Genomic DNA, 21698 nt, shown 5'->3' with positions numbered 1-21698 from the left:
CCGGGCCTGATTAGGCTCGGCCCGTGACCGCTCCTGCCCCGCTGGACCTGACCGCCGACGTGCTGACCCTCACCCGGGCGCTGGTGGACACCCCGTCGGTGTCGGGCGCGGAGCAGCCGCTGGCCGACGCGGTGGAGGCGGCGCTGCGCGGGCTGGGCGGGCTGGAGGTCGAGCGGGTCGGCAACACGGTGCTGGCCCGCACCAACCTCGACCTGCCCACCCGGATCGTGCTCGCCGGCCACCTGGACACCGTGCCGATCGCGGGCAACCTGCCCAGCCGGGTGGAGACCGTCGACGGCGAGGAGCGGCTCTACGGCTGCGGCACCAGCGACATGAAGGCCGGCGACGCGGTGATGCTGCGGCTGGCCGCCCGCTTCGGCGTCCCCGGCGCCCGGCCGGCTCGTGACCTCACCTTCGTCTTCTACGACAACGAGGAGGTCGAGGCCACGCGCAACGGGCTGGGCCGGGTGGCCCGGGAGCGGCGCGGCTGGCTCTACGGCGACCTCGCGATCCTGCTCGAACCCACCGACGGCGTCGTCGAGGGCGGCTGCCAGGGCACGCTGCGCGTCGTCCTCACCGTCCCCGGCACGCGCGCGCACAGCGCCCGGTCGTGGCTGGGCGTCAACGCCGTGCACGGCGCCGCGGGCATCCTCACCACCCTCGCCGGGTACGACGCGCGCCAGGTGGAGATCGACGGCCTGCACTACCGGGAGGGGCTCAACGCGGTGCGGATCGAGGGCGGCGTCGCCGGGAACGTCGTCCCCGACGAGTGCCGGGTGACGGTGAACTTCCGCTACGCCCCCGACCGGGACGAGGACGCCGCCGAGGCGCACGTGCGCGAGGTGTTCGCCGACGCGCTGGCCGCCGGGGTGACGCTCGAGGTCACCGACTCCTCGGGCGGCGCGCTGCCCGGCCTCGGCGAGCCGGCCGCGGCAGACTTCGTCGCGGCTGTCGGGCAGCCGCCGCGGGCCAAGCTCGGCTGGACCGACGTGGCCCGGTTCGCCGCCTTCGGCATCCCCGCGGTCAACTACGGCCCGGGAGACCCGAACCTCGCCCACCAGGTCGGGGAGTACACGCGCATCGACCGGCTCCAGCCGGCCGAGGACGCCCTGATCGCCTACCTCAGCGGGAGCGACGCATGAGCTCGACCGAGAACGGCCGACGGCCGCGCCCCACCCGGCACCGGGGACCGATCACCCTGCGCGGGGGTGAGCCCGACCCGCAGGCCGAGGGCTCGACCACCGACCAGCGGCTGCTGGACCTGCGCGGCCCCAGCGACTGGGTGCACACCGACCCGTGGCGCGTCCTCAGGATCCAGAGCGAGTTCGTCGAGGGCTTCGGCCTGCTCGCCGAGCTGCCGCGCGCGGTGAGCGTCTTCGGCAGCGCCCGCACCCCGCGGGACTCCCCGTACTACGAGACCGGGGTGCAGCTGGGCGCCGCGCTGGCCGAGGCCGGCTACGCGGTGATCACCGGCGGCGGGCCGGGGGCGATGGAGGCGGCGAACAAGGGCGCCTGCGACGCCGGTGGCATGTCGGTCGGCCTGGGCATCGAGCTGCCGTTCGAGCAGGAGCTCAACGAGTGGGTCGACGTCGGCATCAGCTTCCGCTACTTCTTCGTGCGCAAGACGATGTTCGTGAAGTACGCCCAGGCCTTCGTCATCCTCCCCGGCGGCTTCGGCACCCTCGACGAGCTGTTCGAGGCGCTCACCCTGGTGCAGACCCGCAAGGTCACCCGCTTCCCGGTGATCCTCTTCGGCTCGGAGTACTGGTCCGGGCTGCTGGACTGGATCCGCACCACGATGACCGAGGCCGGCACGGTGGGCCCGAAGGACCTGGACCTGCTGCACGTCACCGACGACGTCGCCGAGGCGGTGGCCATCATCTCCGCCGCCGAGGCCGAGCGGGTGCGGGACCCGGCCGCGGACGCCCCGGCGCCGGCCCCGGTCGACGACTGACCGTGTCCGCGGTCGTCTTCGTCCTCGGCCTGCTGGTCGTCGGCGGCCTGCTGTTCCTCGGTGGCTCGCTGCTGCTCGGCCGCGGGGAGACCCAGCCGCCGGCCGACCCGGACCGCTCCCCGGTCGAACTGCCCGACGACCGGCCGGTGACCGCCGACGACGTGCGCGCGCTGCGGATGTCGGTCACGGTGCGGGGCTACCGGATGAGCGAGGTCGACTGGCTGCTGGAGCAGTTCGCGCAGGCCCTGGAGGAACGCGACGCGGAGATCGCGGCACTGCGTGCCGCCGCCGCGACCGCCGAGCACCCCACGACCGAACGGTCCACCACCACCGAGGACGAGGAGCGGACCGATGCCTGAGCTGGTCGAGCGGATCGAGGTCGACGCACCGCCGGAGCAGGTGTTCGCCGCGCTGGTCGACTGGGAGCGGCAGGGCGAGTGGATGCTCTTCACCGACGTCGAGCCCGAGGAGGGCTCCGGGGCGCAGGGCGTGGGTGGGCGGATCGCCGCGGTCACCGGCGTCCGGCTGCCGTTCGGGCTCCGCGGCGGGCGCCGGCTCGGCGTGCTGGACACCATGCTGGTCACCCGCTGGGAGGCGCCCCGGCGGGTCGACGTCCGGCACACCGGGAAGGTCGTGCGCGGCACCGGCACCTTCGAGGTGCTGCCCCGCGGCGCTGGCGGGTCGACGTTCGTGTGGACCGAGGTGGTCGACCTGCCGCTGGGTGCGTTCGGCCGGGCCGGCTGGCCGCTGGTCCGCCCGGTGATCGCCTACGCCTACCGGATCTCGCTGCGACGCTTCGCCGCCTACGCGCGCGCCCACTGACCAGCGGCAGCCTGCTCGGCGTCCCGGACCGCCGCCCGGCTGCGGTACCACCCCGACCACAGCAGTGCGGCGACGACCACGTGCACCGCGGTGCCGCCGTCGTAGAGCAGCCGGGCGCCGGCCTCGGCGTGCGTGACCCCGGCCGGCGGGTGGACGGCGAGCCACTTCGCCAGCACGTCGTGCCCGGCCATCCCGGCGCCCAGCGCGACGGCCCGGGCGACGACCCCGCGCCGGTGCGGTGCCGGGTCGACCGCCAGCACGGCGGCGGTGGCCAGCCAGCCGGTCAGCAGCACGTGCACCGACACCAGCACGTGCCAGCCTGGGGAGTGGACCACCGTGCCGAGCAGGCCGCTGCCGTGCAGCACCCACAGCCCACCGACGTTCAGCCCGACCGCGACGAACGGGTCGCCGAGCACCCGGGCCGGGGCTGAGCGCAGCAGCCGGCTCACCGCCCGCGCCCGGGAGACCGGGAGCGCGCGCAGCAGCAGCGTGACCGGCGCGGCCAGCACCAGCAGCACCGGAGCGACCATGCCGGTGAGCAGGTGGGCGGCCAGGTGCGCCCGCAGGTCGCCGTGCGCCTGCGCGAGCGGCCCGGTCAGCCCGGCCGCCGCCACGGCCAGCCCGGCCAGCCAGCTCGCCGTCCGCAGCGGTGACCAGCGCAGGTCGACCGCCGCCAGCAGGTAGCCGACCGCCAGCAGCGCCAGGACGGCGAGGACCGCGCCGGTCACGAGCCCGCGGCAGCGCGCCGCCGTCCGAGCAACAGCAGCCCGGCGGCCAGCAGCACGACGCCGGTGCCGATCCACACCACGTCGTAGGGCAACAGGTCGACGCCGTAGCGCACCTGGTGCACCCGCAGCACCTTGTGGTCGACGACGCCGTCGAAGGTCTGGAACGCCCCGGCGCCGGTGAGCACCGCGCCCCACCAGCGGCGTCGCGCGAAGGTGCGCCGCCGGCGGACGTCGGCCAGCAGCGCCAGCCCGGCGACGGTCGCCGACCAGGTGGCGGCGTGCAGCAGGCCGTCGGAGACCAGCGCGAGGTCACCGCCGGCGCGGTCGTAGAAGTGGTGCCAGTGCAGCAGCTGGTGGAAGACGATCTCGTCGACCGCGCCCATCGCCCCCGCGCCGAACAGCAGGCCGGCCCACAGCAGCCGGCGGTGGTCGCGGGGTGCGGGCTCGGTCACGGGGCTCCCTCGGCCGGCGGCGGTCGCCTCTCGCTGCCCGGCCTCGCGGCCCGGGAAACGCCCCGCCGCGCACGGGGGATGATCACCCCGGGCCCAGCGCTGCCTCCCCGCCGGGATGACCGCGCTCAGCCCGGGGTGATCTTCGGCGACGCCCGCCGGTCGTACGACCACCGGGGGACGCCGTCCGCACAGGATCCGTCCCCGGGGCGACGCGGCCGGGCACCCGCTCGCCCGACGATCAGGTCATGACTGCAGTGCTCTCCGCCCGCGACGTGCGGATGACCTACGGCGCCGGCCCCACCGCCGCCCACGCGCTCGCCGGCGTCGACCTGGACGTGGGCCCGGGCTCGCTCGCGGTGATGGGCCCGTCGGGCTCGGGCAAGACCACGCTGCTGCACGTGCTGGCCGGCATCGTGCGGCCCACGGCGGGCTCGGTGACGTGGCGCGGGCAGGACCTGGCCCGGCTGTCGGACGCCCGGCGCACTGCGCTGCGCCGCACCGACTTCGGGTTCGTCTTCCAGTCCGGCCAGCTGCTGCCCGAGCTGCCGGCGGTGGAGAACGCCGCGCTGCCGCTGATGCTCGCCGGGGCCGGCCGCCGGACGGCGACCGCCCGGGCCGCGGAGTGGCTGGGCCGCCTCGGCCTGGCCGGGCTGGAGCAGCGCCGGCCCGGGGAGCTCTCCGGCGGGCAGGGGCAGCGGGTGGCCATCGCCCGCGCGCTGGTGGGCGAGCCGGGGGTGGTCTTCGCCGACGAGCCGACGGGTGCCCTGGACGCCGCCACCGGCTCCGAGGTGCTGCGCCTGCTGGTCAGCGCCACGAGCGCCGCCGGTGCCGCACTCGTCGTCGTCACCCACGACGACCGGGTCGCGGCCGGGTGCGACCGGGTGGTGACCATGGCCGACGGCCGGCTGGTCGACGACCGGCGCACCACCCCGGTCGCGGGCGGGGTGCCGCGGTGATCGCCGCGCTGCGGTTGTGGGCGGGCCTGGCCCGTCGGCAGGGCGGGGACCGGCTGACCACCGGCCTGGCGGTGCTCGCGTTCACCGCGGTGACCTGGGCGCTGCTGACGACCCTCGGCGGGGTCCGGGCCTTCGTCGGGCGCGCCGAGGGGCAGGGCGAGGGCATCGGCGAGATCTACGTGGTGCTGGCGCTGACCGCGGCGGCGCTGATCCTGGTGCCGCTGGTGACGCTCGGTGGGGCGGCGGCCCGGCTGGCGGTCGCCCGGCGCAACGCCCGGATGGCGGCGCTGCGGCTGGCCGGGGCGACCACCGGGCAGGTGTCGGCGATGGCGGTGGCCGAGGCGCTGACCCAGGCGGTGGCCGGGGCGCTGCTCGGCGCGGTGCTCCACGGCGCGACGCTGCCGCTGGTCGCGCTGCTGCCCTTCCAGGGGCGCACCTTCGACGTCGCCGAGCTGTGGGTCGGCAGCTGGGCGGCGATCGCCCTGCCCGCCGTCCCGGTCGTGGCGCTGCTCTCCGCGCTGACCGCGCTGCGCCGGGTGGCGATCACCCCGCTCGGCGTGGCCCGCCGGCTGCCGCCGAAGGGGCTGTCCTGGACCCGGCTGCTGCCGCTGGTCGTGCTCGGCGGGGTGTTCGCGGGGACCGCCAGCGGGATGCTCCAGGCCGAGCTCGTGGTGCTCCTCGCCGTGCTCCTGGGCAGCCTCGCCGGGGCGATGTGGGTGTTCACCCTGGTCGGGCCCTGGCTGGTGACGGTGGTCGGCCGGGTCGCCGTCCACCGGGCGCAGAGCGTGCCCACGCTGCTGGCCGCGCGGCGGCTGCTCGACGACCCGAAGGCCGCCTGGCGCAGCGTCGGCGGGGTGGCGCTGATCGCCTTCGTCGCCGGCGTGCTCAGCGTCAGCCCGGCGATGGGCGCCAGCGCCGAGGGCGAGGAGCACCTGGGCAGCGACATCGCGGTCGGGACGGCGGTGACCCTGGTGATCGCCGCGCTGCTGGCCGCGGTCTCCACCGGGGTGACCCAGGCCGGCCGGGCGCTGGACTCCGCCGCCGAGTACCGCGCCCTGCACCTGGCCGGCACCGAGGTGTCGGTGCTGCACGCCGCCCGGATGCGGGAGACCGGCCTGCCGCTGGCCGTGTGCGTGGGCGGGGCGTCGGTGACCGCGCTGCTGATGATCAGCCCGTTCAGCGACATGCTGGCCCAGGAGCCGATGGGGCTGGTGCTGTTCGCCGGCTCCGTCCTCGTCGGGTGCACGCTGGTGCTGGCCGGCACCGCGGCCAGCCGCCGGATGGTCGACCGCGCGGCCCGCTCGCTCGGCTGAGCGCGCTGATCACCTCGGGCTCAGCGCTGTCTCGCCACCGGGATGACCGCGCTCAGCCCGTGGTGATCATGAGGACGTCGTCCGGCCCCGGCGGACGGCGACCACCGCCCAGACCGCGGCGGCCAACCAGACCCCGGCCACGATCAGCAGCAGGTTGCGGCCCTCGGCGCGGGGCAGGAACGACGGGTTCGCCGGGCCGTCGCCGGGCGTGAGCAGGAACGGCAGCGTCACCAGGGTGAGCACCCCGCTGACCACCGCAGCCACGACGACCGGCGGCCGGGCGGGACGGGGCAGGAACCGGGTGGCCAGCCAGCCCAGCCCGATCCACAGCGGCGCGATCACCAGGTCGTGCAGCAGCGCACTGCCGAGGAACCAGGTGGCCCACGACCCCAGCGGGATCCGGGCCCCGGCGGTCACCAGGCCGTGGCCGCCCCACAGCACCGCAGCCAGCCCCGGGGCGAGGAACAGCCAGCGCCACCACGGCCGCAGCGCCGAGGTCAGCGGCCGGTCGGGGTCGGAGGCGTACGGGTCGGCCGGCACCAGCTCCGCGGCGCGTGGGTCGTGCTCCCGGCTGCGCTCGCCCTCCAGGCTCATGCCGGCCGCACCGCGGTGACCCACTTGGTCTGCATGACCCCGGGCCGGTTCGGCGCGATCAGCCGCAGCGGGTAGCCGTGGTCGAGGTCCAGCGGCTCACCCTGCAGCTGCAGCGCCAGCAGGGTCAGCGGGCTGCTGGCGTGCGGTGGGGCCACGACCGACGTCCGGTAGAGCCCGCCGGTCTGCAGCGACTCGACGACGACCTCGGTGTCCCGGGGCAGTCCCGCGGCGGCGAGCAGGTCGGCCAGCCGGACGCCGGTCCACGTGCCACCCGCGCTCCAGCCCTCCACGCAGGTGATCGGCAGGTCCACGGTGGTCTGCGGCATCGCCTGCAGGTCGGCGAGGGTGAGCTCCAGCCGGTCCGGGCCCTCGACGGTCAGCCGGTACGCCGGGTCGACGGCGGTCTCGGTGACCTGGGCGCGCTCGGCGGTCTGCCGAACGGGGAGGTCCTGCGGGCCGACGCCGGGGTGCCGCGGGGCGAGCACGGAGACGTCGGCCAGCGGGGAGAACGTCTGCCCGACCATGGTCAGCGTGACCGCCCCGGCCCCGGCTCCGGCGGCGAGCACGAACGCGCGCCGGGAGACGGCCGCGTGCTCGGCGGACTCGTCGTCGGCGGTGAGCTCGGCGGCCTGCTCGGGGGCCAGCCCGGCGACGGCCCCGGGTGACCCGCGGCGGGCCAGCCCGCGGCGGATCTCCGGTGCCTTGGCGCCGACGTGCACGGCGACCGCGCCGATGGCGATCCAGCCGGTCCAGTAGTGGGTGTCGGGGAAGAAGAAGCCCCACGGGTACCACTGGGCGATGTTGACCAGCCCGGTGAGCAGCTGGAACGTCGTGGCGCCGACCAGCACGAGGATCGACAGCCGGCTGACCGCCCGGGACGGCGACCCGGCCGGCGGCCACTCGAACAGCTTCGGGTAGACGGTCCACAGCTTCACCAGCAGCAGCGGGATCGCGGTGAGCCCGACCGTGACGTGCAGCCCCTGGGTGACCCCGTACAGCCAGACCGGCCGGGCCGGCCAGCCGAACCAGCCGGGCGGGTCCTGGATCCAGTGGCTGATCAGCCCGGTGAGGAAGCAGGTCAGGAAGGCCGCACCCAGCCACACCCCGGCCCGGGCGGAGCGGCGCTCGGAGTGCAGCGGGCTGGTGAACGCGCCGCGCTGGAACGGGCCGCGCCGCAGCCCGTCCGGTGGGCCGGGCAGCCGCGCGCCGAGGACCCGGTCCAGTGGACGGGTCACGGCAGCCCCGCCGCCACCTCGTCGACGACCCGGCGGGTGCGGCTGTCCGGGGGGCAGTGCGCGGCCACCGCGACCGCGTCGGGGAAGTGGTCGATGTCGGTCAGCTGCGGCAGGTCCAGCACGGTCAGCCCGGCTCCCTCCAGCGCGGCGCGGGTGGTGACCGCGGTGTCCTCCCGGGACATCGGGACGGCGGGCAGCACCTGCGCGCCGTCGGGGGAGTGCAGCCCCAGCGCCCACCAGCCGCCGTCCGGCGCGACGCCGAGCACCGCCGTCCCCGGACCGGCCTCGACCAGCCGGGCCAGGCAGTCGGCGAGCAGCTCCGGCGTCACCTGCGGGGTGTCCATCCCGATCAGCAGGGTGGGCAGCGCACCGTCCGGGCCGGCCATCGCGTCGGCGAACGCGTGCGCCAGCCGGGTGCCCAGGTCGCCGTCGGCCTGCGGGACGACGACGCAGCCGGACAGGTCCAGGTCGCGGGGCTCGCCGTCCAGGGCCACCACCCGGCGCTGGACCGGTGCCGCGCGCACGACGTCGAGGGTGTCGCCGACCGCGGCCGAGGCGATCGCGGCGGCCTGCTCCGGCGTGCACGGTGGGGTGAGCCGGGTCTTGCTCCGGCCGGGCACCGGCGCCTTGGTGATCACCAGCAGCTGGGTCGCGCTCATCGGGCGAGCACCTCCCGCATGTCCCGGATCGTGCGCAGCGTGCCGAGGGCCGTGCCGGTGACCTTCGACTTCGTGCCCTCGGCCCGCGGGGCGTAGTCCACGTCGACCTCGACGATCCGCCAGCCGGCGTCGGCCGCCCTGGTGACCATCTCCAGCGGGTAGCCGAACCGGCGGTCGGTGATCCCCAGCGCCAGCAGCGCCTCCCGGCGGCCGGCGCGCATCGGCCCGAGGTCGTGCAGCGCCAGCCCGGTCCGGCGGCGCATCATCACCGACAGCGCCAGGTTGGCGACCCGCGCGTGCGGCGGCCAGGCGCTGCGGTGCGTGGGGCGGCGCCGGCCGAGGACCAGGTCGGCCTCCCCGGCCAGCACCGGGTCGGCGACCCGCGGGAGGTCGGCGGGGTCCATCGACGCGTCGGCGTCGCAGAAGCAGACGACGTCGTCGGTGGCGGCCTCCAGCCCGGCGTGCGCGGCCGCGCCGAACCCGCGCTGCGGCACGTGCACGACGGTCGCACCGTGGTCGGCGGCGATCTGCGCCGAGCCGTCGGTCGAGCCGTTGTCGGCCACGATCGCGCGGTAGCCGGCGGGCAGCCGGGGGAGCACCGCGGGCAGCGCCCCGGCCTCGTCGAGACAGGGGAAGACGACGTCCGGCACGGACGGACGGTAGCGGGGTTCGACGAACCTCGCCCGCTGTTCGGTCGTGGACCACCGATCGGCTGACCTCGCCCGGCCGGCCCGCCGCCGCGCCCCTAGGGTCGACCCGGTGCAGACGGCGCCCGCTCCGGTCGACTCCCCGGCGGGCGGGCCGCGGCGCCCGTGGGTGCCGCCGCTCGCCGTCGCCCTGACGGCCGTCGTCGTCGTGGGCACCGGCGTCGTCGGCCGGCGGCTGACCCAGGACGGTGTGCGCCTGCACCTCCTCGGTGGCTGGGTGCTGCGCGGCGCCGTCGACCCGGTGCTCACCCCGGCGGTGCTGCTGCCGGTGGCCGTCGGGCTGGCGGGCGTGCTCTGGGGGCCGGCGCTGGCCGCCCGGGCGAGCTGGCGGCTGCTGCTGCCGGGCTCCGCGTTGGCCGCCGCCGGCTGGGCGGTCGCGCTCGCGCTGAGCTCCGGGGTCCACCGGCTCAGCGAGCCCCTGGACTCGGTCTACGAGTACCCCAACGACGTGCCGCGGGTCGGGGGGATCGGGGAGTTCCTCACCGGGTTCGCCGCCTCGGTGCCGGCCGACTCCGCCGATCCGTGGACCACCCACGTCGCCGGCCACCCGCCCGGCGCGCTGCTGTCCTTCGTGCTGCTCGACCGGCTGGGGCTCGGCGGCCTCGGCTGGGCGGCGGCGCTGTGCATCGCCGGCGGCGCGCTCGCCGTCCCCGCGGTGCTGGTCGCGGTGCGGGCGGTGGCCGACGAGGCGAGCGCCCGGGTGGTCGCGCCGTTCCTCGTGCTCGCCCCGGTCGCGCTCTGGGTGGCGACCAGCGCCGACGCGCTCTTCGCCGGGGTGGCCGCCTGGGGCGTCGCGCTGCTGGCGACGGCGGCCGCCCGCGCGCCGGGCACCGCTGCCGACCTGCGCGCCCTGGTCGGCGGGCTGCTCGTGGGGCTCGCGCTGTTCCTCTCCTTCGGGCTCACCGCCCTCGGGCTGGTGGTGCTCGTCGTCGTGCTGGTGCACCGCGACCGGCTCGGCTGGGCCGGGGTGGCCCGGGTGCTCGGCGTCGGCGCGGTGGGGGTGCTGCTGGTGGTCGCGGCGTTCGCCGCCGGCGGCTACTGGTGGGTCGAGGGCTTCACCGTCGCCGGTGACCGGGTGCGCTCGGGCCCGTCGTACGCGAACCGCCCGCTGCCCTTCTTCCTGGTCAGCAACCTGGCCGCCGCCGCGCTGGCGATCGGGCCGGCCGCCGTCGCCGGGCTCGCCTCCCTCCGCCGGCACCGGCTGGCGCTGGTGCCGCTGGCCGCGCTCGCCGGCGTCCTCGTCTCCGACGCCACCGGGCTGGTGCGCGGGGAGACCGAGCGGATCTGGCTGCCGTTCTACGTCTGGCTGCTGGCCGCGACGGCGTTCCTGCCGTCCCGGCAGCGCCGCGGGTGGCTGGCCGGCTCCGTGGTGCTCGCGTTGGCGATCGAGGTGCTCGTCCGCACCGAGTGGTGACCGTGCCGAGTGGTGACCGTGCCGAGTGGTGACCGGGCCGAGTGGTGACCGGGCCGACGACGGCGCGGGGGCGTGGGCCAGGATGACCGGCGTGCGGACCCCGGGAGGACGACGGTGAGCCGGCGGGGCTGGGCGCTGTTCGTCGCGATGTCGCTGATCTGGGGCGTGCCCTACCTGCTGATCAAGGTCGCCGTCGGCGAGTTCTCCCCGGTGCTGGTGGTCTTCGCCCGCTGCGTCATCGGCGCCGCGGTGCTGCTGCCCTGGACGATCGCCCGCGGCCAGCTGCGCCCGGCGCTGCGGCACTGGCGGGCGCTGCTGCTGTTCACCGTGCTGGAGATGACCGGCCCGTGGCTGCTGCTGTCCTGGGCCGAGCAGTCGCTGTCCAGCTCGCTCACCGGGCTGCTGGTGGCCGCCGTCCCGTTCGTCGCCGCGCTCACCGCCCGGCTGGCCGGCGACGAGGACCGGCTCTCGCCGGTGCGGGTGCTGGGCATGCTCGTCGGCGTCGTCGGCATCGCCGCGCTGCTCGGGCTGGACGTCGCCGGCGCGCAGCTGTCCGCGATCGGCGCCGTCGGGCTGGTGGTGATCGGCTACGCCACCGCGCCCATGGTGGTCACCCGCGCGCTGCCCGACGTGCCCGGCGTCGCGGCCGCCTCCATCGCCCTCGCGGTCACCGCGGTGGTCTACGCCCCGTTCGCGCTGCCGCAGCTGGGGGAGCTGCCCGGTGCTCCGGTCGACGCGCTGGTGTCGCTGGCCACGCTCGGCCTGGTGTGCACCGCGCTCGCCATGGCGCTGTTCTTCGCGCTCATCCGCGAGGCCGGTCCGCAGCGGGCCCTGGTGATCACGTTCGTGAACCCGGCGGTCGCCGTCCTGCTGGGGGTGCTGCTGCTCGACGAGCCGTTCACCCTCGGCCTCGCCGTCGGGCTGCCGCTGGTGCTGCTGGGCTGCGTGCTGGCCACCCGCCGCAGCCCCACCCGCCCGAGCCGCTCGGAACTCACCGAGGTCGACAGCGCCGTCCCCTGACCCCTTCCCGAGGAGCATGCGATGACCGAGCCGATGACGTCTCCGGTGGTCCGCACCCGTGCCGGCGCCCTGCGCGGGCAGCGCGCGGACGGCGTGGCCGTCTTCCGTGGCATCCCGTTCGCCGCGCCGCCGGTCGGCCCGCTGCGCTTCCAGGCGCCCCGGCCCGCCCAGCCGTGGGACGGGGTCCGGAAGGCCGACGTCTTCGGCCCCCCGCCGCCGCAGGCCCCGATGGGCCCGCCGCCCCCGGTGCAGCCGCGCACGGGGCCGGTGCGCCACGACCCCACCGACTGGCTGACCCTCAACGTGTGGACGCCGGACCCCGGGGCGACCGGGCTGCCCGTGCTGGTGTGGGTCTACGGCGGTGCCTACCGGCTGGGCAGCGCGGATGCGCCCGACTACGACGGCGGGGCGCTGGCCCGCACCGGTGCGGTGGTGGTCACCGCCAACCACCGGGTCGGCGTCGAGGGCTGGGCCGAGCTCGACGGCGCGCCGGCCAACCGGGCGCTGCTCGACGTCGAGGCGACGCTGCGCTGGGTGCAGGAGGAGATCGCCGGGTTCGGCGGGGACCCGGCGCGGGTGACGGTGTTCGGCGAGTCGGCCGGCGCGGGGATCATCGCCGGGCTGCTGGTGATGCCGGCGGCCGGCGGCCTGTTCTCCCGGGCGGTGCTGCAGAGCGTGCCGGGCACCTGGTTCACCCCGGAGCTGGCGCGCGACGTGAGCGCCGAGCTGGTCGTGCCGCTGGGCGTGCCGCCCACGGCGGCCGCGCTCGCCGACGTCCCGCCGCAGCGGCTGGTGGACGCGCTGGGCGAGCTCGACCGGCGCCTGCCCGAGCTGGACCGCTGGGGCCTGGTGGCGCACACCCCGACGCCGTTCTCGCCGGTGGTCGACGGCGAGGTGCTGACCACCGACCCGTGGACCGGCCTGACCGAGGGCGCCGCCCGCGACGTGCCGCTGCTGGTCGGGCACAACCGGGACGAGTGGCGGCTGTTCCTCGCGCTGGCCGGTCAGGTCGGCGAGGTCACCGAGGAGATGGCCGCCACCGCGATGGCGGTGTTCGGTCCGGGCGCGACGCCGGAGACCCGGATGCGGGCCGCGTACCCGGAGGCCGGGACCGAGGAGCTGTTCGTCCTGGCGCACTCCGACCGGATGTTCCGGGTGCCCAGCCTGGACGTCGCACGGGCGCAGACCGCCGGCGGCGGTCGGGCGCACCTGTACGAGCTGACCTGGCCCGCGCCCGGGGCCGGCGGCGTGCTGGGCGCCTGCCACGCCCTCGACGTCCCGCTGGTGTTCGGCGGGCTGGGCGTCGGGCTCGGCGCGCAGCTGCTGGGCAGCCCGCCGCCGGCCGAGGCCGCCGAGGTCTCCGCGCAGCTGCAGGGGGCCTGGGCCGCCTTCGCCCGGGACGGCGACCCCGGCTGGCCGGCGTTCGACGAGCGGCGCGCGCTCACCCGGGTGTTCGACACCGGTGAGCGGGGCGGTGTGCGGCCCTACCCCGGGCAGGCCACCCGCGACCTCTGGCGGGGCGCGCCGATCGGGCTGCTCGACCTGCGCCGCTGACCGCCCCTGAGGGCGGGAATGGCCCTTCCTGCCTTCAGGGGGCGGGGCGCAGGGGGGCGGTGGCGAACTCGCGCATGCCGTCGGCGAAGGTGACCCGCGCCCGGAAGCCGAGCTCGGCCTCGGCCCGCGCCGGGGAGGCGACCACGTGCCGGACGTCGCCGATCCGGTACTCGCCGGTGACCTCCGGCGCCGGGCCGCCGAACGCCTCGGCCAGCGCGGCGGCCATGTCGCCCACGCTGTGCGGCACGCCCGACGCGACGTTGTACGCGCGCAGCGCTCCATCGTGCCCCCCGGCGGACGGGGGAGCCGCCTCCAGCGCCCGCAGGTTGGCCTGCGCCACGTCGGTGACGTGCACGAAGTCGCGCATCTGCCCGCCGTCCTCGAACACCTGCGGCGCCCGGCCGCCCTCCAGCGCCGACCGGAAGATCGAGGCCACCCCGGCGTAGGGCGTGTCCCGCGGCATGTGCGGGCCGTAGACGTTGTGGTACCTCAGCGCGACCGCGCCGCCCCCGGTCGAGCGGGCCCACGCCGCGGCCAGGTGCTCCTGGGCGAGCTTGGTCGCCGCATAGGTGTTCCGCGGGTCGGCGGGGGTGTCCTCAGCGACCTCGCCCCAGCTCAGCTGCCGCCCGCAGGCCGGGCACGGCGGCTCGAACGCCCCGGCGTCCAGGTCGGACCGCCGCCGCGGCGCAGCGGGGACGACGCCGTGCTCGGGGCACTCGTAGCGGCCCTCGCCGTAGACCACCATCGAGCTGGCCAGCACCAGCCGGCCGACGTCGGCGCGGGCCATCGCGGCGAGCAGCACCGCCGTGCCCAGGTCGTTGATCCCCGCGTAGTCGGGCATGTCCTGCACGTCGACGCCGAGGCCGACCATCGCCGCCTGGTGGCAGACGGCGTCCACCCCGGCCAGCGCCCGGTCGACGGTCGCGGCGTCCCGGACGTCGCCGTGCCGCAGCTCCACGCCGTCCAGGCCGGGGACGCCGTCGGGGTAGCTCGGGTGCACCGCGGGCAGCAGGGCGTCGAGCACCCGCACCTCGTGCCCGGCCGCCCGGCAGGCGGCGACGACGTGCGAGCCGATGAAGCCCGCCCCTCCGGTGATCAGGATGCGCACGACGTCGAACGCTAACGTCGGTGATCGTGGACCGCCCGAGATGCGGCTGGGCGACCAGCGCCCCCGAGTACGTGACCTACCACGACGAGGAGTGGGGCACACCGCTGTCCGGGGACGACGCGCTCTACGAGCGGCTCACCCTGGAGGCGTTCCAGTCGGGGCTGGCCTGGATCACCATCCTGCGCAAGCGGCCGGCCTTCCGGGCGGCGTTCGCCGGGTTCTCGATCGCGGCGGTCGCGGAGTTCACCGAGGAGGACGTCGAACGGCTCATGGCCGACGCCGGCATCGTCCGCAACCGGGCCAAGATCACCGCGGCGGTCGCCAACGCCCGCGCGGCGCTGGCCGTGCCGGAGGGCCTCTCGGCGCTGCTGTGGTCGTTCGCGCCGACCGGGCCGCGTCCCCGGCCGCGGACGCTCGCCGACGTGCCGGCCACCTCGGCGGAGTCGGTGGCGATGGCGAAGGAGCTGAAACGGCGCGGCTTCCGGTTCGTCGGGCCGACCACCGGCTACGCGCTGATGCAGGCCACCGGGATGGTCGACGACCACGTCGCGACGTGTTTCCGGGCCCGCCCCGCTTGACCCGTCCGAGCCGCGCCGGAGGGTCCGGGTTGGTCGATCCGCCCCCCATACGGGATCATGGCACCCGGTTCTCTGCACAACAGGTGCCACACCGCGGCCGTCCGGCCGCGGGTGGCGGGCGAAGGAGGCACGCATGGCGGCCATGAAGCCGCGCACGGGTGAGGGTCCCCTCGAGGTCACCAAGGAGGGCCGCGGCCTGGTCATGCGCGTTCCGCTGGAGGGTGGCGGGCGGCTGGTCGTCGAGCTGTCCCCCGACGAGGCGAGCGCCCTCTCCGAGGCCCTGAAGGGCGCGATCAGCTGAACACCGCCGCGAGCCTGCCCCCGGGCAGCCCCGCGGGCGACGACACGGCCCCGGCCGCCGGCAGCACGCCGGCGACCGGGGCCGCGCCGTTCCCGCAGGTCACCGTGCTGCCCGCACTGCCGCCGCTCGGTCCCGACGACGTCCTGGCCGTGCCGGTCGGTGCGCAGGGGGCACTGCCGCCCTGGCTGACCGGCCCGGACGCCGGCCAGCAGGCCCCCGTCGACCCGGAGTTCCTGGCCGGCGCGCTCGCGGACACCGGCAACGGCGGCAAGCCCGGCGGGATCACCAACCTGCCGGTGCCGGGCCGGCGGCCGCGCAGCGTGGTCGCGGTCGGCATCGGCGACGCCACCGTGCCTGAGCTGCGCAGCTACGTGGCTGTCGCGGTGCGCCGCGCGCAGACCCTCGCCGAGCACGGTGCCCGCCGGCTGGTGCTGCCGCTGGACTCCGCCGCCGGGCCGGCCGGCGCCGAGGAGGTGCGGGCCGCCGTCGAGGCGGTGGTGCTGGCCGGGTACCGCTTCCGCACTTCGGCCGCGCCGCACCCGCCCCGGCTGGCCGAGGTGGCCGTGGTGGTCGCCGACGCCGACGACCCGGCCGTGGCCGCCGGGGAGCTCGCCGGCTCGGTCGCCGCGGACGCCGTCGCCTGGGCACGCGACCTGGTGAACACCCCGAGCGACACCAAGACCCCGGCCTGGCTCGCCGACCAGGTGCTGGCCCGCCTGGCCGGGCTGGCGCACGTCGAGGTCACGGTGCTGGGCCCCGACCAGCTGCGCGCCGGTGGCTTCGGCGGGGTGCTCGCCGTCGGCGGCGGCTCGGCGTCCCCGCCGCGGGTGGTCGTCGTCCGGTACGCACCGCCCGGCGCGCGGGACGGGCACCCGGTGCTGGTCGGCAAGGGGATCACCTTCGACACCGGCGGCCTGTCGATCAAGACCACCGCGGGGATGCGGGAGATGAAGACCGACATGGCCGGCGCTGCCGCAGTGCTCGCCGCCGTCGACGCCGCCGCCCGGCTGGAGCTGCCGGTCACGGTCACCGCCGTGGTCGCGCTCGCCGAGAACGCGGTCTCCGGCTCGGCGTACCGCCCGGCTGACGTGATCCGGCACGTCGGCGGGCGCACCACCGAGGTGCGCAACACCGACGCCGAGGGCCGGCTCGTGCTCGCCGACGCCCTCGCCTACGCGCACACCGGGCTCGGCGCCACCGTCCTGGTCGACGTCGCCACGTTGACCGGGGCGATGAAGACGGCACTGGGCGCCCGCACCGCGGGGCTGTACGCCACCGGCGACGGGCTGGCCGACGGGCTGCTCACCGCCGCCGGGCACGCGGGGGAGTCGTTCTGGCGGATGCCGCTGGCCGAGGAGCACGTGGGTCACCTGCGCGCCCAGCTGGACTCCGACGTCGCCGACGCCAACAACGCGCCGGGCAACCCGGGGTCGACGACGGCGGCGCTGTTCCTGCAGCCGTTCACCGGCGGCCTGCCGTGGGCGCACCTGGACGTCGCCGGCCCGGCCCGCGCCGGCACCGACACCGCCGAGGTGGTCAAGGGCGGCACCGGGTTCGCCGTCCGCACCCTGCTTCGCTGGCTGCAGGCCGGGGCGCCCGTGGCACCGCCGGCGCAGATCGTCGGCAACTGACGGGTGTCCGCCCGTCCCGCCGCGGGCATGGAGTCCCTGACGTCGCGCCGCCCGGCGCGGCCGGACCACAGGGGGACACCGTGGGCATGATGGACAAGGCCAAGAGCGCGCTGAACAGCGACAAGGGCGAGCAGGTCAGCGACAAGGGCCTGGACAAGGGCGAGCAGTTCGCCGACCAGAAGACCGGCGGCACGCACGACGCCCAGATCGACAAGGGCCGCGACTTCGCCGACGACCGGATCGGCCGCCCCGGCGACGGCAGCTGATCCCCGCGGGCCGGCGCCGCCACCAGGCGCCGGCCCCGGCAGGTCCGGCAGGATCTGCGGATGACCTCCCCGGAGCAGTCGGACCAGCGCGGCGTCGTCTTCCCGGCCGGCCCGGACGGCCGGCGCAGCACCGCGGCGGTCGGCCGCGCGGTGATCGCCGACGCGCTGCGCCCCGTCGACCCGACCGGGGCCCGCGCCGCCGAGCACGAGACGAACTGGCGGGCCGGCTACCTGGCGCACGTCCGGCGCACGGTGGAGGCCGGTCTCGCCTCCCCGGCGGCCGCCCGCACCATCGCCGCGGCCGGCCTGGACTCCCTGCACGTCCGGATGCGGGTTGCCGGCCCGGACGGCGAGGCCGAGCTGGGCACGCTGCGCACCGCCGCGCCCCGCCGGACGCTGACCACCGTCGAGGTGCGCGGCGCGGCGCAGCCCGAGCGGGAGCTGACCCTGCCCTGGCGTGGCCAGCGGCTGCGCGGCGACGACGTCCGCCGCCGGCTGGACACCTGGGTCGACGGCGGGGTGGTCGAGCCCAGCTGCGCCGACGCGGTGCGCACCGTGCTCGACCACCCGGAGTGGCTGGCCCTGCACGGGCGCACGGTCGCGGTGCTGGGCGCCGGCGCCGAGATGGGCCCGCTGCCCGCCCTGCTGCGCTGGGGCGCCCGGGTGGCCGCCGTCGACCTGCCCCGCGTGGCGCTCTGGCGCCGGCTGCTGGACACCGCCCAGCGTGGCGCGGGCACGGTGCTCCTGCCGGCCCGGCGGGACCACGCCGACCCGGCCGCCGAGGCCGGGGCCGACCTCGTGGCCGAGGTGCCCGAGGTCGCCGAGTGGCTGCTGGGCCTGCCCGACGGGCTGGTGCTCGGCAACTACGTCTACGCCGACGGCGCCACCAACGTGCGGGTCTCCACCGCGGTCGACGCGCTCACCGTGCGCGTGCAGCGGCAGCGTCCCGATCTCGCGCTGGCGTTCCTGGCCACCCCCACCGACGTCTTCGTGGTGCCCCGGGACGCGGTGGCGGCCTCGGTCGCGGCCTACGCCGACCGGTCGCGGACGGCGAAGCTGCTGGGCCGGCCGCTGCGCACGCTGTCGGCGGGCCGGTTGCTGCAGCGGAACCACGTGCCCGGCGCCGACCCCGGCGTCAACGACAGCCTGGTGCCGCAGCAGGGCCCCAACTACGCGCTGGCCAAGCGGGTGCAGCGCTGGCGGGCGACCGTCGCCCGCGCCGGCGGGGCCACCGTGTCGCTCAACGTCGCACCCCCGACGCGCACCCGCTCGGTGGTGAAGAACCGCGCACTGGCCGCCGCCTACGCCGGGGCGCACCGCTTCGGGGTGGAGGTCTTCGACCCCGCGACGTCGAACGTGCTGATGGCCGCCCTGCTGGTGTACGACCTGCACACCGGCGGGGGCCCGGCGCACGCGCATCCGTGGCAGGACGAGGCGCACGCCGCCGCGCACGGCGGGCTGTGGCGATCGCCGTACGCCCCGCGCAGCGCGCTCGGCCTGGCCGCCGTGCTGGGGGTCGCTGGCGCCCGCGGCTGACGGGTCGGCCGGGCGTGTTCCACGCCCGGCCGTGGGTGGCGGGCCCTACGGTCGCTGCCATGGAGCCGGCCCCCGCACCGACCGCACCCGCGCGGCCCCGTGCCCGGCTGCGCGACCCGTGGACCGCGCTGCGGGTGGTGCTCGCGATCGGCTGGCTGGGCCTCGCGCTCGTCGTCGTCCTCACCGGCCAGCGGCAGGCCTCGCTGGACGACCTGCACCGCGCGATCGCCGACGGCGAGGTCGCCGAGGTCCAGGTGACCGCGGGGCTGGAGCCGGGAACCACCGGCACCGCCGTCCGGACCGCGGTGTGGCGGTCGGGGCTGCTGGCCCACCACACCGAGGTGTGGGAGGTCAGCCCCGGGCAGCAGGCGCCGGACGGCACCCGCCCGACCGTTCGCGACCTGGCCGACGACGTGCGCTCGGTGCACCCGGAGCTGCGCGTCGTCCCGCTGGCCGAGCGCTGGTCCTGGTCGGAGGTGTTCGGCTGGCGGGTGTCCTCCTGGATCGGGCCGGTCTTCCTCCTCGGCGCGGTGGCGGTGGGCCTCCTGCTGGTCGGCGGCCCGGAGCCGGCGCGCGCCACCCGCTGGGCCTGGTTCTGGCTCGCCTGGAACCCGGTCGGACCCCTGGCGTTCCTGGTGCTGTCCGGGCCGTTCCCCGGCCTGCCGGCGCCGCGTCCCGGCCGCCGCCGGCTGACCGGTGGGTGGGCGTTCCTGCTCAGCCTCCTGCTCGGCACCGCGCTCGGGTCCGCGGGCAGCTGACCCGGGTCGGCCCGGACCACTCGCCCGGGGGCTCAGCTGATCGTCGGCGAACGGCCGGGTAACGGCCGGGGGACCGCGGGGAACGGGCAGGTGACGGGGTCAGGGAGCAGGTCAGGGGACCCCAGGGTCGGGGGTCGGGGCAGCCTCAGGGTCGGTTGGGGGGGCTCCCCGATGTACTCCGGGAGCGCGCGCCGACAGGCTTCTCGGCATGGACACAACCGCTGCACAGCAGGTCCGGGCCACGCGATGATCGTCGCCCGGGACCTCACGAAGACGTACGGCTCCAAGGCCGCCGTGGACGGCGTCAGCTTCACCGTGGAGCCCGGCCGGGTCACCGGCTTCCTCGGCCCGAACGGGGCCGGCAAGTCCACCACGATGCGGATGATGGTCGGCCTGGACCGGCCCACCAGCGGCAGCGTCACCATCGGTGGCCGCAGCTACGCCGACGTCCCGGCGCCCCTGCGCTCGGTCGGCGTGCTGCTGGAGGCACGGGCGCTGCACCCGGGCCGCAGCGCCCGCAACCACCTGCGGTGGCTGGCCGCCAGCAACGGCATCCCGGCCAAGCGGGTCGACGAGGTGCTCGACCTGGTCGGGCTCACCGACGTCGCCGACCAGCGGGTGGGCCGGTTCTCCCTCGGCATGGGGCAGCGGCTGGGCATCGCCGTCGCGCTGCTCGGCGAGCCGCCGGTCGTCGTCCTCGACGAGCCGGTCAACGGCCTGGACCCCGAGGGCATCCGCTGGGTGCGCAACCTCGCCCGGGAGCTCGCCGGCCAGGGGCGCACCGTGCTGGTCTCCAGCCACCTGATGAGCGAGATGGCGCTGACCGCCGACCACCTGATCGTGATCGGCCGCGGCCGCGTGCTGGCCGACTGCTCGATGGCGCAGTTCATCACCGACCACGCCGCCTCCTACGTGCGGGTGCGCAGCCCGCGGCCCGGTGAGGTCGCCGAGCTGCTGCAGCGCTCCGGCCTGGACGTCGACCGGCACGGCGACGAGCTGCGGGTGCAGGGCCTGGACGCCGCCGGCGTCGGGGAGCTGGTCGGCGGCGCCGGCCTCCACCTGCACGAGCTCACCCTCGTCCAGTCCTCGCTCGAGGACGCCTTCATGACCCTCACCGCCGGCAGCGTCGAGTACTCCGCCGGGCCGGTCGCGACCGCAGGAGCAGTGCGATGAGCCAGACCGTGACCGATCGACCGCCGACCGACGTCGTCTCCCTCGACCCCGACCGGCACGTGCCCGGCCGTCGCGACCCCGGCTTCGGGGCGGCCCTGCACGCCGAGTGGCTCAAGTTCTGGTCCGTCCGCTCCACCCGCTGGTCGCTGGGGCTGCTGTTCGGCCTCGGCGCCGGGCTCACCACGCTCATCTGCTGGGCTGCCGCGGCGGACCTGGCCGCCGGTGACACGGGGGAGTCCCCGGCCACCTTCATCACCTGGGGGCTGCTGTTCTCCCAGCTCACCGCCATCGCGCTGGGCACGCTGGTGGTCACCAGCGAGTACGGCACCGGGATGATCCGGGCGACGGTGACGGCGGTCCCGCACCGCGGGCGGGTGGTGGCGGCGAAGGCCCTCGTCCTCATCGGGATGCTGTTCCTGGCCGGCGTGGTCACCGCGTTCGTGGGCTACCTGGGTGGCAACTGGTTCCTCGACCGGGAGGGCGTGGGCCTGGCGCTGTCCGACGACGGCGTGCTGCGCGCCCTGCTGGGCAACGGGCTCTACCTCGCCGGCATGGGGGTGCTCGCCCTGGGTGCCGGCTTCCTCATCCGGAACACCGGCGCGGCACTGACCGTGGGCATCGCGCTGGTGCTGGTCGTCGGGAACCTGGCGTACGCCCTGCCCGGCACCTGGGGTGAGTGGGTGGCCAAGCTGATGCCCGGCAACGCCGGTGGCGCGGTCGCTCAGGTGGTGCCCTTCACCGGCGGTGCCTCCCTCGCCCCGTGGACCGGGTTCGCGGTCTTCGCCGCCGAGGCGCTGGTGGTGCTGGTCGCCGGCTACGTCGTCTTCCGACGCCGCGACGCCTGACGAAGGACCCCCGTGCCCCCCACCGCTCGCACGCTCGCGGCGGGCCCCTGCACGGGGGCCGACCGGTGGCCCGGCCCGCTTCGCGGACCGGGCC

The 21698-nt window shown here is 76.7% G+C and carries 24 protein-coding genes; 17 read left to right on the top strand and 7 right to left on the bottom strand.

Features of this window, described 5'->3' with window-relative positions:
• The first annotated feature begins 23 nt into the window (after positions 1 to 23).
• From dapE to ACI795_RS00105, 4 genes are read left to right on the top strand one after another with little or no spacing between them, the layout of a single operon-like run.
• Positions 24 to 1142, top strand: coding sequence for a succinyl-diaminopimelate desuccinylase (gene dapE / locus ACI795_RS00120; protein WP_457072925.1), 1119 nt, complete (start codon positions 24 to 26; stop codon positions 1140 to 1142).
• Entirely contained in the window at positions 1139 to 1954 is an 816-nt protein-coding gene (locus ACI795_RS00115; protein ID WP_457072924.1) for an LOG family protein, read from the top strand. The genes dapE and ACI795_RS00115 overlap by 4 nt, the downstream gene beginning before the upstream one ends.
• A 2-nt stretch (positions 1955 to 1956) precedes the next feature.
• Entirely contained in the window at positions 1957 to 2313 is a 357-nt protein-coding gene (locus tag ACI795_RS00110) for a DivIVA domain-containing protein (RefSeq protein WP_457072922.1), read from the top strand.
• Positions 2306 to 2776: an SRPBCC family protein gene (locus tag ACI795_RS00105; protein WP_457072921.1), complete on the top strand. Its 471-nt coding sequence runs from the start codon at positions 2306 to 2308 to the stop codon at positions 2774 to 2776. The genes ACI795_RS00110 and ACI795_RS00105 overlap by 8 nt, the downstream gene beginning before the upstream one ends.
• On the opposite strand, the gene ACI795_RS00100 is transcribed toward ACI795_RS00105, so the two are convergent.
• On the bottom strand, positions 2758 to 3504 hold the full coding sequence (locus ACI795_RS00100) for a cytochrome c oxidase assembly protein (protein ID WP_457072919.1): 747 nt from the start codon (positions 3502 to 3504) through the stop codon (positions 2758 to 2760). The two genes, ACI795_RS00105 and ACI795_RS00100, sit on opposite strands and share 19 nt — an antisense overlap.
• The gene (locus ACI795_RS00095) at positions 3501 to 3956 is read right to left on the bottom strand and encodes a DUF2243 domain-containing protein (RefSeq protein ID WP_457072918.1); all 456 of its coding nucleotides are present in this window, start codon (positions 3954 to 3956) and stop codon (positions 3501 to 3503) included. Before ACI795_RS00095 ends, ACI795_RS00100 begins: the two co-directional genes overlap by 4 nt.
• Positions 3957 to 4201: 245 nt before the next feature.
• Between ACI795_RS00095 and ACI795_RS00090 the strand changes: the two genes are divergently transcribed.
• On the top strand, positions 4202 to 4912 hold the full coding sequence (locus ACI795_RS00090) for an ABC transporter ATP-binding protein (protein WP_457072917.1): 711 nt from the start codon (positions 4202 to 4204) through the stop codon (positions 4910 to 4912).
• Positions 4909 to 6225 (top strand): hypothetical protein, encoded by a 1317-nt coding sequence (locus tag ACI795_RS00085; protein WP_457072916.1) that lies wholly within the window; start codon positions 4909 to 4911, stop codon positions 6223 to 6225. The genes ACI795_RS00090 and ACI795_RS00085 overlap by 4 nt, the downstream gene beginning before the upstream one ends.
• A gap of 66 nt (positions 6226 to 6291) precedes the next feature.
• Here ACI795_RS00085 and ACI795_RS00080 read toward each other — a convergent pair whose 3' ends face one another.
• From ACI795_RS00080 to ACI795_RS00065, 4 genes are read right to left on the bottom strand one after another with little or no spacing between them, the layout of a single operon-like run.
• A complete protein-coding gene (locus ACI795_RS00080) occupies positions 6292 to 6819 on the bottom strand; it encodes a hypothetical protein (protein ID WP_457072914.1) in 528 nt (175 codons plus the stop codon).
• Positions 6816 to 8054, bottom strand: a complete 1239-nt coding sequence (locus tag ACI795_RS00075; RefSeq protein WP_457072912.1) for a molybdopterin-dependent oxidoreductase — start codon at positions 8052 to 8054, stop codon at positions 6816 to 6818. The genes ACI795_RS00080 and ACI795_RS00075 overlap by 4 nt, the downstream gene beginning before the upstream one ends.
• Positions 8051 to 8713: a TIGR04282 family arsenosugar biosynthesis glycosyltransferase gene (locus ACI795_RS00070; RefSeq protein ID WP_457072911.1), complete on the bottom strand. Its 663-nt coding sequence runs from the start codon at positions 8711 to 8713 to the stop codon at positions 8051 to 8053. The genes ACI795_RS00075 and ACI795_RS00070 overlap by 4 nt, the downstream gene beginning before the upstream one ends.
• Complete coding sequence (locus ACI795_RS00065) at positions 8710 to 9363, bottom strand: glycosyltransferase family 2 protein (protein WP_457072909.1); 654 nt, start codon at positions 9361 to 9363, stop codon at positions 8710 to 8712. The genes ACI795_RS00070 and ACI795_RS00065 overlap by 4 nt, the downstream gene beginning before the upstream one ends.
• 109 nt (positions 9364 to 9472) lie before the next feature.
• Between ACI795_RS00065 and ACI795_RS00060 the strand changes: the two genes are divergently transcribed.
• The 3 genes from ACI795_RS00060 to ACI795_RS00050 all read left to right on the top strand — a co-directional run bounded on the left by ACI795_RS00060 (position 9473) and on the right by ACI795_RS00050 (position 13408).
• Positions 9473 to 10834, top strand: a complete 1362-nt coding sequence (locus ACI795_RS00060) for a hypothetical protein (protein WP_457072907.1) — start codon at positions 9473 to 9475, stop codon at positions 10832 to 10834.
• A 114-nt stretch (positions 10835 to 10948) separates the two neighbouring features.
• Positions 10949 to 11854, top strand: coding sequence for a DMT family transporter (locus ACI795_RS00055; protein WP_457072905.1), 906 nt, complete (start codon positions 10949 to 10951; stop codon positions 11852 to 11854).
• 21 nt (positions 11855 to 11875) lie between these two features.
• Complete coding sequence (locus tag ACI795_RS00050; RefSeq protein ID WP_457072903.1) at positions 11876 to 13408, top strand: carboxylesterase/lipase family protein; 1533 nt, start codon at positions 11876 to 11878, stop codon at positions 13406 to 13408.
• Positions 13409 to 13442: 34 nt separating this feature from the next.
• On the opposite strand, the gene ACI795_RS00045 is transcribed toward ACI795_RS00050, so the two are convergent.
• Complete coding sequence (locus ACI795_RS00045) at positions 13443 to 14516, bottom strand: NAD-dependent epimerase/dehydratase family protein (RefSeq protein ID WP_457072902.1); 1074 nt, start codon at positions 14514 to 14516, stop codon at positions 13443 to 13445.
• A gap of 26 nt (positions 14517 to 14542) precedes the next feature.
• On the opposite strand from ACI795_RS00045, the gene ACI795_RS00040 reads away from it, so the two are divergent.
• The 8 genes from ACI795_RS00040 (at position 14543) to ACI795_RS00005 (ending at position 21604) form a co-directional block, all read left to right on the top strand.
• Positions 14543 to 15094, top strand: a complete 552-nt coding sequence (locus ACI795_RS00040; RefSeq protein WP_457072900.1) for a DNA-3-methyladenine glycosylase I — start codon at positions 14543 to 14545, stop codon at positions 15092 to 15094.
• Between the two features lie 133 nt (positions 15095 to 15227).
• The gene (locus tag ACI795_RS00035) at positions 15228 to 15395 is read left to right on the top strand and encodes a DUF3117 domain-containing protein (protein ID WP_064972432.1); all 168 of its coding nucleotides are present in this window, start codon (positions 15228 to 15230) and stop codon (positions 15393 to 15395) included.
• Positions 15396 to 15499: 104 nt separating this feature from the next.
• Complete coding sequence (locus ACI795_RS00030; protein WP_457072899.1) at positions 15500 to 17026, top strand: leucyl aminopeptidase family protein; 1527 nt, start codon at positions 15500 to 15502, stop codon at positions 17024 to 17026.
• Positions 17027 to 17115: 89 nt separating this feature from the next.
• On the top strand, positions 17116 to 17292 hold the full coding sequence (locus ACI795_RS00025; RefSeq protein WP_457072898.1) for an antitoxin: 177 nt from the start codon (positions 17116 to 17118) through the stop codon (positions 17290 to 17292).
• A 60-nt stretch (positions 17293 to 17352) separates the two neighbouring features.
• The gene (locus ACI795_RS00020) at positions 17353 to 18828 is read left to right on the top strand and encodes a hypothetical protein (RefSeq protein ID WP_457072897.1); all 1476 of its coding nucleotides are present in this window, start codon (positions 17353 to 17355) and stop codon (positions 18826 to 18828) included.
• 59 nt (positions 18829 to 18887) lie between these two features.
• Complete coding sequence (locus ACI795_RS00015; protein ID WP_457072896.1) at positions 18888 to 19586, top strand: hypothetical protein; 699 nt, start codon at positions 18888 to 18890, stop codon at positions 19584 to 19586.
• 246 nt (positions 19587 to 19832) lie between these two features.
• Positions 19833 to 20759 (top strand): ABC transporter ATP-binding protein, encoded by a 927-nt coding sequence (locus ACI795_RS00010; protein WP_457072895.1) that lies wholly within the window; start codon positions 19833 to 19835, stop codon positions 20757 to 20759.
• Positions 20756 to 21604: an ABC transporter permease gene (locus tag ACI795_RS00005; protein ID WP_457072894.1), complete on the top strand. Its 849-nt coding sequence runs from the start codon at positions 20756 to 20758 to the stop codon at positions 21602 to 21604. Before ACI795_RS00010 ends, ACI795_RS00005 begins: the two co-directional genes overlap by 4 nt.
• Positions 21605 to 21698 lie beyond the last annotated feature (94 nt).

The sequence above is a fragment of the Modestobacter sp. SYSU DS0290 genome, assembly GCF_054050955.1.
The sequence above is the reverse complement of the archived record's forward strand: the minus strand, read 5'-3'. Positions and strand labels throughout refer to the sequence as shown.